Genomic DNA, 9,978 nt, shown 5'->3' with positions numbered 1-9,978 from the left:
GACCGAAAGCCGCGAAAGGACCGATGCCCATCGCCTGACACCCTGGGGCAAAGCGATCTACAAGCGGCGCAAGGAGACGGTGGAACGCTCCTTTGCCGATGCAAAGCAGCTCCATGGCCACCGCTACGCCCGGTTCCGAAGTCTGAGCCGCGTCTCCAGCCAGTGCCTGCTCGCCGCCGCCGCTCAGAACATCAAGAAGATGGCCATCGCACTCAGCCGGATGCCGGCTCCGAGCCCCGCATGAGGGCCCCCAGCATCCGCTTCGACGTAGACAGACAAAATCGAGCAGCGATCCGCATCACCACAAAAAACAAACCCCGCCAAAAATGACGGGGTTCGTCAGCAGTCTGAGCCCGCCCGGTGTCCCGGGCGGGCTCTTTTTTAGCTCAATGAGCGATCGCTATGTTCAAAGGAATGAACGACGCTGCCACCAGCCGACGCGCTTCGGCCGGTTCGGATCGTCCTTCGGCTCCTCGTCCTCGGCCTTTTCGGCAACGTCGGCCTGCGCCGAAGCGGTCTCGTCTTTTTGCTGTTCTTCTTCGGACGTGTCGCTCGCCCGAGCGCCCCTTTCGGCAGCCTCTGGTTCGGCGGGCATTGCCGCTTCCGCTACGCGATCGGCGTTCTCGTCCTTGGCTTCTTCGTAGCTGGAACGGTTTTCGTCTTCTTCGGCAGCGTCTTCGCTTGAGGCGGGCTCAGCCTTTGTCTCACTCGCTGCGTCCGTGCCGACCTGTTCCGTGCCGACCTGTTCCGCGCCGACCTGTTCCGTGGCGGCTGGGAGCGAATGCTGCTCCACCGTCGTCTCGCTGGAAGCCTCGGCACCCGCAGTTTCCTGCGCCGCTTCGACTGCCGCAGAAGTCTGCTCCGCCGGAGAGGCTTGCTCCGGCGACGGGGCTTCCGAAGTTTCCGAGAGGTTCGTTACGTCGTTCTGCCCTTCGGCCTCAGAGGGACGCGCGTCTGCGCGGTCGTCGTCCCCATCGTCGTCCCCATCGTCGTCGTTGGAGCTTGAACCGCGATCTTGCGCATTGTCGCCGTTCGTTGCGCTTGCATCCTGCTGCTCATCGCGATTGCGACCGCGCCGCCTTCCACCGCGGCGGCCACGGCGCCGCTTCTTCGGCTTCGTCTCGTCACCGTCGTCGTCATCTGAGCTGTCGTCCCGCCGCGCTTCGCCGTCGCTTGCCGCGGCAGCTTCCGAGGTGGCGGTCTCCGTCTCCGAGCGATCGCTTTCGGCTCGCTCGCCTTTCGGACGACGACGCTTGCGCCGGCGGCCCCCGCGGCGGCCGCCGTCCTCGCCGTCTTCATCTGCGCTCGCTTCGCTCTCATCCTCGACGTCGGCCGGAGCAGGCTCGTCGAGGTCAGACACGTCGAGCATCGCCACGGCTGCAGAGTGGGGCGGTTCCTCCTCGGAGAGGTCGGCCCGATCGATGGTGAAGCCCGAGGCTGCATCCGGTGCATCCCCGGCAACGCTGATCGAAACCGCGAAGCGGCGTTCGAGGTCGGCGAGATGCGAGCGCTTCTGGTTGAGCACGTAAAGCGCAACGTCCGGACGCGTCGACACTTCGAGATTGCGGCTGCGGTCCTGAATGAGGTGCTCTTCCAGCATACGCAGGAGCTGCAGCGCGAGAGACGCGACGGAGCGAACCTGGCCGGTGCCATGGCAGGCATGGCAGAGCGCTGTCGAACTCTCCAAGACGCCGGTCCTGAGGCGCTGCCGCGACATCTCCATCAAACCGAAATGTGAGATACGCCCGAGCTGGATACGTGCGCGGTCGAAGCGCAGGCAATCCTTCAGCTTGCGTTCGACAGCCCGGTTGTTGCGCTTCTCCTCCATGTCGATGAAGTCGATGACGATAAGGCCCGCCAGATCGCGCAGCCGCAATTGGCGCGCGACCTCTTCGGCCGCTTCGAGGTTCGTTCGAACCGCGGTGTCCTCGATCGAATGTTCACGCGTCGAACGGCCCGAATTGACGTCGATGGCGACGAGCGCCTCGGTCTGATTGATCACGATGTAGCCGCCGGAGCGCAAAGTGACCTGCGGCAGGAACATCGCTTCGAGCTGACGCTCCACCGAATGGCGCGAGAAGATCGGGGCGGCATCACGGTAGGGCTGAACATTCTTGGCATGGCTCGGCATGAGCATGCGCATGAAGTCCTTCGCCTCGCGATAGGCTTCTTCGCCAGCGACCATGACCTGGTCGATCTCGCGCGAATAGAGATCGCGGATGGAGCGTTTGACGAGACTGCCTTCCTCGTAAACGAGGGTTGGTGCCGCAGATTTCAGCGTCAGATCGCGAACGTTCTCCCACAATCTGAGAAGATATTCGAAATCGCGCTTGATCTCGGTCTTCGTTCTGGAGGCGCCCGCGGTGCGGAGGATGACGCCCATTCCCGACGGCACCTCAAGCCCAGCCGCAATGCTCTTCAAGCGCTTGCGGTCGGCTGGGTCGGTGATCTTGCGGGAAATGCCGCCGCCGCGACCCGTATTCGGCATCAGGACCGAGTAGCGACCTGCGAGCGACAGGTACGTCGTCAGCGCAGCGCCTTTGTTGCCGCGCTCCTCTTTGACCACCTGCACCAGAAGAACCTGGCGGCGTTTGATGACTTCCTGGATCTTGTACTGCTTGGCGCGCTGGCGGCGCCGTTCCGGCACCTCCTCCATCGCATCTTCCGCGCCGACGCTTTCGACGGCATGGTCGGCGTCGTTATCGTCGCCGTTGGTGTCGTCGCCGTTGGTGTCGTCGCCGTTGGTGTCGTCGTCGGAATCGTCATCGGACGACTTGTCCGCCTTTGCGGGGGTGTCGTCGCCGTGGGCGTCACCGCCATGATTGTCGGAATCCTCGTCGCGGTCGGATTCTTCCGCGTCGAGAAGCGCCTGCCTGTCGGCGAACGGGATCTGGTAATAGTCTGGGTGGATCTCCGAGAAGGCCAGAAAGCCGTGCCGGTTGCCGCCATAATCGACGAAGGCGGCCTGCAGTGACGGCTCGACCCGCGTTACCTTCGCCAGATAGATGTTGCCTCGAAGTTGTCTTCTTTCCGCTGATTCAAAATCAAATTCTTCAACCTTGTCGCCGCGCAGCACCACGACCCGGGTCTCTTCCGGGTGGGCCGCGTCGATGAGCATCTTGTTCGACATAGTGTGTGACTCCGCCCCGGGCCGGATATGCGTCAGGCGCGCCAGTTGCTCTTGGCGCGCGGCCGGGGCCAAATGTGAATAAGGGGAGAACAGGCGCCAGCGCGTGTCGCCGCGGAAGCATCGGCTGCTGCGCGATCTGCCTTTGCGGCAGAACCATCAGCTGCTGAGCGTTGCGGGCGCGGTCACCCATGGGCTGCCTTTCCAAGTCGTTGCGGCTCATGCCGCCTGAGACCAGCGGTGCGTCCGGCTGGTCCGTCTTCGCCTCCGTACAGTCGGCTGAAGGGCGTTGATCTTTACAACGCCGCACCCGATGACAGCCGGAGAAGAATCCGTCATTCTCTCTCTTATAAACGAGCTTCGTTCGATTCAAGAGAACGTTGCGACGTGGAGACGCGAAAACCACATTCGCTCGCCTTTGCCTTGCCACATCCTTTAGAGAGAAGCGAGGCGTTTTCTAAGAACTGAAGAAGGTGGGCATGGTCCGCTTCGCCCTCATGCTGCTCGTCTTGCCTTGGCTTGCAGCTTCTCCAGCCCTTGCCGCGAAGGTTTCCGACATCCGTGTTGTCGGAGATAGTGAGCGCACGCGTATGGTGCTCGATGTGGAAGGAGAGCCTCGATTTCACATCTTGCGGTTACGCGCTCCCTATCGGCTTGTTGTCGATCTTCCCGATACGGAATTTGCTGCGCCGGCCTCCAAGACCAAGGCCATAGGTCTCGTCAGCGATTATCGCTTCGGCCAGATCGCGGCCTCGCGGGGTCGCGTGGTCTTGGACCTCACGGGTCCGGTGGAGGTGGAAAAATCCTACCTGATGCCAGGAGTTGCCGAGCAACCGGCCCGCCTTGTCCTCGATATGGTTCCCTCCACGGCGGAAGCCTTTTCGGAGGCAGCCGCGCCGATCAGCGAACCCACGCCAGCGCTCGCCTCGCTTCAGGAGGGGGAGGAGGGCGCATCACCCGAGAGCCACGAAATCCCGATCGATCGGCCTGAGACGGCCGACAGCCGCCCGGTCGTCGTCATCGATCCTGGCCACGGCGGCATCGATTCCGGTGCGATCAGTTCAGATGGGCTCTTGGAAAAGGACATCACGCTCAGCTTTTCGAAGGCGTTGCGGGAAGTGCTGCTCGAGCGTGGCAAGACGATCCCGATCCTCACGCGCGACGACGATGTCTTCCTGTCGCTCGGCAAGCGCGTGGCCTTCGCCAGACGTGAGGGGGCAGCGCTGTTCATTTCGGTGCATGCCGATACCGTGCCGCAGGATTACGTGCGTGGCGCCACCGTCTACACGCTCTCGGAAGAAGCGTCGGACGTGCTCGCAGCGCGCCTCGCCGCGCGCGAAAACCGCGCCGACATTCTGGCGGGCCTCGCCATCGAAGATCAGCCGGACGAGGTGGCGACGATCCTGTTCGATCTGGCGCGGCGCGAGACCCGCAACCTCTCGATGCGCTTCGCAGCCGATCTCGTAAAGGATCTGAGCGCGGAGATGGTCCTCAACAAGAAGCCTCGCCGGGGCGCATCCTTTCGCGTTCTCAAGGCTCCGGACGTGCCCTCGGTGCTCTTGGAACTCGGCTATCTTTCCAATAATGTGGACGAGAAGCTTTTTCAGTCGGATGAATGGCGAGAGCGCACGAGCGAGGCGGTGGCCAGCGCCGTGGAGAAGTATCTCGCATTGCCGGGTGTCGCGCGCCGCTGAGGAAGATCACGAGAAAGCGTGTGGCTTATTGGCGACAGAGCCAGCGTAGGGGCGGTACCGCCGGGAACCGCCTCAGTTTCATCACAAAACTGGATGAAGCCGATCCTAAGCAATCTCGGCTTTTCCGAATAGGTGGGGCAGCCCCTTCATGTTCTTGCGATTAATCGGCTATTTGTTCGGCATCGGCGCGCTTCTGGCGCTGTGCGTGGCGGCTGTGGCCGGCTTCCTGTTGCATCGCTACAATCAGGACCTTCCAGATTACGACGTGCTCGCCAAATACGAGCCGCCGGTGATGACGCGCATCCATGCTGACGACGGACAGCTTGTTGCCGAATATGCGCGCCAGCGTCGGCTCTATCTGCCGATTCAGGCCGTCCCGGACCTGGTCAAGGCGGCTTATCTGTCTGCCGAGGACAAGAATTTCTACAACCACCCGGGGATCGACGTGGAGGGTATCCTTCGCGCCATCGTCTCCAATCTGCGCAACAGCGGCTCTGGCAAACTGCAGGGTGCCTCCACCATCACCCAGCAGGTGGCAAAGAACTTTCTGCTCACCAACGAGCGCACCTATGAGCGCAAGATCAAGGAAGCGCTCCTGTCGCTGCGCATCGAGCAGGCCTATTCCAAGGACCGCATCCTGGAGCTGTATCTCAACGAGATCTATCTCGGCCTCGGCTCGTATGGCATCGCAGCCGCGTCGCTCAATTATTTCGACAAATCCGTAAATGAGCTGACGCTCGCGGAGGCGGCCTATCTCGCCGCTCTGCCGAAAGCGCCCGAGAACTACAATCCGTTCCGAGACACTCAGCGCGCCGTCGATCGCCGCAATTGGGTGATCGATCAGATGCTGGAGAACGGTTATATCCGTGCGGAGGACGCGCAGAAGGCCAAGGCCGAACCGCTTGACGTCAATCCGCGCCCGCGCGGGCAGTACCTTTTCGCTTCGGAATATTTCGCCGAAGAGGTGCGTCGTCGTCTGATCGATATGTACGGCAGCGAGAAGCTCTATGAGGGCGGGTTGTCGGTGCGCACCACGCTCGACCCGCAGCTTCAGGCGCTCGCCCGCAAGACCCTCCAGAAAGGCCTGATCGCGTTCGACGAAAAGCGCGGTTTCCGTGGGCCGGTCGACCGCATCGATATCGCCGGCGACTGGGGCAAGAAGCTGGGTGAGGTGGACGGCCTCTCAGACGTTCCTGAATGGCATCTTGCCGTCGTGCTGGCGACGGGTGATGGCGAGGCCGATATCGGTCTGAAGCCAAAGCGGCTCATCTCGGGCAAGCTTTCCGATGAGCGCGAAACCGGCGTCCTGCCTGTCTCGAACATGAAATGGGCGAAGCGCAGCGTCAAATCCGCAAGCGATGTGTTGAGTGCCGGCGATGTCATCTTCGTGGAAGAGGATGCCGACAAGAAAGGCGTCTACAAACTCCGGCAGGCGCCGAAGATCCAGGGCGCCATGGTTGCGATGGATCCCTATACGGGCCGCGTCCGCGCGCTCGTGGGCGGTTTCTCCTTCGACCAGAGCAAGTTCAATCGGGCGACGCAGGCCTATCGTCAGCCGGGCTCGTCCTTCAAACCGTTCGTCTATGCGACGGCTCTCGACAACGGCTACACGCCGTCTTCCGTGGTCATGGATGCCCCGATCGAGATCAAGGCCGGCGACAAGATCTGGCGGCCTCAGAATTACTCGAACAAATATTACGGCCCCTCGACGCTGCGCATCGGCATTGAGCATTCCCGCAACGTCATGACCGTGCGCCTGGCGCAGGATATGGGCATGCCGTTGGTCGCCGAATATGCGGAACGCTTTGGCATCTATGACGACCTGAAGCCCTACCTGCCGATGGCGCTGGGTGCCGGCGAAACGACCGTCCTGCGGCTTGTCACCGCCTATGGCACGATCGCCAATGGCGGGCGCAAGATCAACGCCACCCTGATCGACCGGATTCAGGACCGTTACGGCAAGACCATCTATCAGCATGATCAGCGCGAATGCATCGGCTGTGAGGCGCAGGACTGGCACGGACAGGCTGAGCCTGAGCTGATCGACCAGCGCGAACAGATCCTTGATCCCATGACGGCCTACCAGATCACCTCGATGATGGAAGGCGTCGTCCAGCGGGGCACCGGTAGCCGCGTCAAAGCTGTCGGAAAGCCGATCGCCGGAAAGACCGGAACGACGAACGAGGAGAAGGATGCCTGGTTCATCGGCTTCTCGCCCGACCTCGTCGTCGGTGTCTTCATCGGCTACGACCAGCCGAAGCCGATGGGCCGTGGTTCGACGGGCGGCGTGCTTGCTGCGCCGATCTTCACAGATTTCATGAAGGTCGCTCTCGCCGATGAGCCTGCCAAGCCCTTCCAGGTGCCGCCGGGCATCCAGCTCATCCCGATCGATGCCCGCACCGGTCTTCGCGCCAGCGGCGCGGAAGGGGAGAAGGTCATCATGGAAGCCTTCAAGCCGGGTACAGCGCCTCCCTCCAGCTACTCCATCATCGGCTATCAGGATTCATCCGGTCAGCCTTTGACCGTGACCCCCGAGGCCGACAGAGCGATCAGCACCGGGACCGGTGGCCTTTACTAGGCCGACGCAAAAGCGTTACGCCTCACTCTTTCATCAGGCGGCGCTCCTCTGGGGCGCCGCCGTCGGTACATTTGCATGAGGACAAGATGCGCGCCGAAATCGAAAACCTCGTTGACGAGATCAGGGAGGCGCTGACCCTGATAAGGAGGCATCTTTGACTGGGATGTCTCTCAGAAACGTCTCGCCAAGCTGAACGAACGCGTCGAAGACCCCACCCTTTGGGATGATCCGCAGGAAGCCCAGAAGGTGATGCGCGAGCGCCAAAGGCTGGAGACGGCCATTTCCGGCGTTCAAGAGATCGAAGCGAGCATCGCCGATAGCATCGAGCTGATAGAGCTTGCCGAGGAAGAAGACGACGAGACCGTCATCGCCGAGGCCGAAAAGTCCCTCGTGGCTCTGCATAAGGACGTGCAGAGACGGCAGGTCGAAGCGCTGCTTTCTGGCGAAGCCGATGCGAGCGATGCCTATCTCGAAGTCCACGCTGGCGCGGGCGGCACGGAGAGCCAGGACTGGGCCTCGATGCTTCTGCGCATGTATACGCGCTGGGGCGAGCGCCGGAAGTTCTCTGTCGAGCTCATCGCTCAGACCGACGGCGAAGAAGCCGGCATCAAGTCCGCTACGCTCCTGCTCAAAGGCGAAAATGCCTATGGCTGGCTGAAGACCGAATCGGGCGTGCACCGTCTCGTCCGGATTTCACCCTTCGACAGCCAGGCTCGCCGGCACACATCGTTCTCCTCTGTCTGGGTCTATCCGGTCGTCGACGACAACATCGAGATCGAGATCCAGGACAAGGATATCCGTATCGACACCTACCGTTCCTCGGGTGCTGGCGGACAGCACGTCAACACGACCGATTCGGCTGTGCGTATCACTCACTTGCCGACGGGCATCGTGGTGACGTCATCGGAGAAGTCGCAGCACCAGAACCGCGCCAACGCCATGAAGGCGTTGAAGTCGAGGCTCTATGAGATGGAGCTGAAGAAGCGCGAGGAATCGATTCAGGAGGCCCACGAAGCCAAATCCGAAATCGGCTGGGGGCATCAGATTCGCTCATACGTGCTGCAGCCGTACCAGCTGGTCAAAGATCTGCGCACATCCGTGGAGCACACGACGCCGTCTGAGGTTCTCGACGGGGATCTGGATGGCTTCATGGAAGCGGCTCTCGCCCAGCGCGTGGGCAGCACCGACAATACCGAGGAAGCGGCCGAATAAGCCGCTTCCTGTCCGCGGACCATCCCTCTCGAAAACGCAGGTTCGGGTGAGGGATGGACTTCGCGGTGCTTTAGCCGAAGCGTTTGGTTTTCAAGAACGGGGTCGGGTCTTCCGGCCGTCCGTCGCGCCTCGTCTCGTAGTGAAGATGCGGGCCCGTGGAGCGTCCGGTCGAGCCGACACGACCGATGACTTCGCCGGCGGTGATCTTGTCGCCGACCTTCACGTCGATGCGCGACAGATGCCCGTAGCGCGTGCTGACGCCGTGCGCGTGGCGGATCTCGATCATCTTGCCGTAACCGCCGTTCCATCCGGCCTCGACGACTTCGCCTGGACCCGTGGCGCGAACCGGCGATCCACTCACAGCCCGAAAGTCGATGCCCGTATGCAGGGCCGGCCGCTTCAGAAACGGGTCCGTGCGATAGCCGAAGCCGGACGAGCGTGGCGCGATGATGGGGCGTCCGAGAGGCAGGGACGCGAGCTTGCGGCGCATATCCTGCACATTGGCGAGAGTGGAATCGATTCCGTCGATGGTTTCCACGAAGGCGAGCCCGCGCAACGCAGCATCATCGTCGACCGGCACGAAAGGTCCGCCTGTGGCATCGTCGCCGGCAGAGGCGTTCTTCCTCGGAACGAGATCGGAAAAACCGAGATCGTTCAGCGTCGTCTCAAGGCGTACCGTTTCAGCGTGAGACGCGGCTGAGAGAACCGCTGCGGCATCCAGTTGTGTCGCGAAGCTGTCACGCAAGGCTCCATCCATCGATTTGAGGAGAGGACGCAGCTTTTCGCTTTCAAGACCGCTCGTCTTGGCGGCTACCGGTTTGACCTTCGCCTCGCCCGGGTGAGCGAAGATGCTGCCGGTGATGATGTCCGCCCGCGAGGGGCCGTCCTCGGCATAGCCGAGCGCCTGGCCTTCGTCTGGATCCGCACTCTTTCCTGGTGCGGCCGCCAATTGCTTGAACGGTTCGTCAGGCCGCGGTCTCGGCGTCGTCATGCGTGTTTCGGCGATGCTGATGCCGGCCGCTTCGGCCCTTTGCATCACATCGTCGAGGAGAGACTGGCGGCGGAAGATCGCCTCCTGACGGTCGAGCAGCGTCGCCAGCTGCTCTTCCATCGATTGCGTTTCGACGAGGTGCTTGCTGGTGACCCTGTCGATTTCGCCTCGAAGCCGCGCAATCCTGTCTTCATAGACATGCTGCAGCTCCGCCTGGCGTGCGGAGGCCGCATCGAGAAGGCCATCCCGATAAAACAGGTAAGCGGTTCCGCCGATATAACCGGTGCCGAACAAGACAAAGACGCTGGCGATCGACCCGAAAAGCCAGGGCCGAAGCGTATAGGACGTGAGTCGCCCGCGCCGAGCGATGATGACG

The 9,978-nt window shown here is 62.1% G+C and carries 6 protein-coding genes; 4 read left to right on the top strand and 2 right to left on the bottom strand.

Annotation, left to right across the window (positions count from 1 at the left end; all coding sequences use genetic code 11):
- Positions 1 to 244: transposase (locus BLP76_RS11315; protein ID WP_171904392.1), on the top strand; the 244-nt coding region annotated here is incomplete at its 5' end.
- A gap of 162 nt (positions 245 to 406) precedes the next feature.
- On the opposite strand, the gene BLP76_RS11310 is transcribed toward BLP76_RS11315, so the two are convergent.
- Positions 407 to 3,130, bottom strand: a complete 2,724-nt coding sequence (locus BLP76_RS11310) for a ribonuclease E/G (RefSeq protein WP_092812743.1) — start codon at positions 3,128 to 3,130, stop codon at positions 407 to 409.
- A 476-nt stretch (positions 3,131 to 3,606) separates the two neighbouring features.
- On the opposite strand from BLP76_RS11310, the gene BLP76_RS11305 reads away from it, so the two are divergent.
- From BLP76_RS11305 to prfB, 3 genes are all read left to right on the top strand, one after another.
- The gene (locus BLP76_RS11305; RefSeq protein WP_092812740.1) at positions 3,607 to 4,821 is read left to right on the top strand and encodes an N-acetylmuramoyl-L-alanine amidase; all 1,215 of its coding nucleotides are present in this window, start codon (positions 3,607 to 3,609) and stop codon (positions 4,819 to 4,821) included.
- A gap of 148 nt (positions 4,822 to 4,969) precedes the next feature.
- On the top strand, positions 4,970 to 7,399 hold the full coding sequence (locus tag BLP76_RS11300; RefSeq protein WP_092812737.1) for a penicillin-binding protein 1A: 2,430 nt from the start codon (positions 4,970 to 4,972) through the stop codon (positions 7,397 to 7,399).
- Positions 7,400 to 7,485: 86 nt separating this feature from the next.
- A protein-coding gene (gene prfB, locus BLP76_RS11295) for a peptide chain release factor 2 (RefSeq protein WP_111328819.1) occupies positions 7,486 to 8,611 on the top strand; the annotation gives its coding sequence in 2 pieces (ribosomal slippage) (positions 7,486 to 7,554 and positions 7,556 to 8,611; 1,125 coding nt in all).
- A 70-nt stretch (positions 8,612 to 8,681) separates the two neighbouring features.
- On the opposite strand, the gene BLP76_RS11290 is transcribed toward prfB, so the two are convergent.
- Entirely contained in the window at positions 8,682 to 9,896 is a 1,215-nt protein-coding gene (locus tag BLP76_RS11290; RefSeq protein ID WP_170130425.1) for a M23 family metallopeptidase, read from the bottom strand.
- Positions 9,897 to 9,978: the final 82 nt, after the last annotated feature.

The organism is Afifella marina DSM 2698 (assembly GCF_900102695.1).
Lineage (GTDB): Bacteria > Pseudomonadota > Alphaproteobacteria > Rhizobiales > Afifellaceae > Afifella > Afifella marina.
Note: the sequence above shows the minus strand (reverse complement) of the source record. Positions and strands in the feature narration are given on the sequence as shown.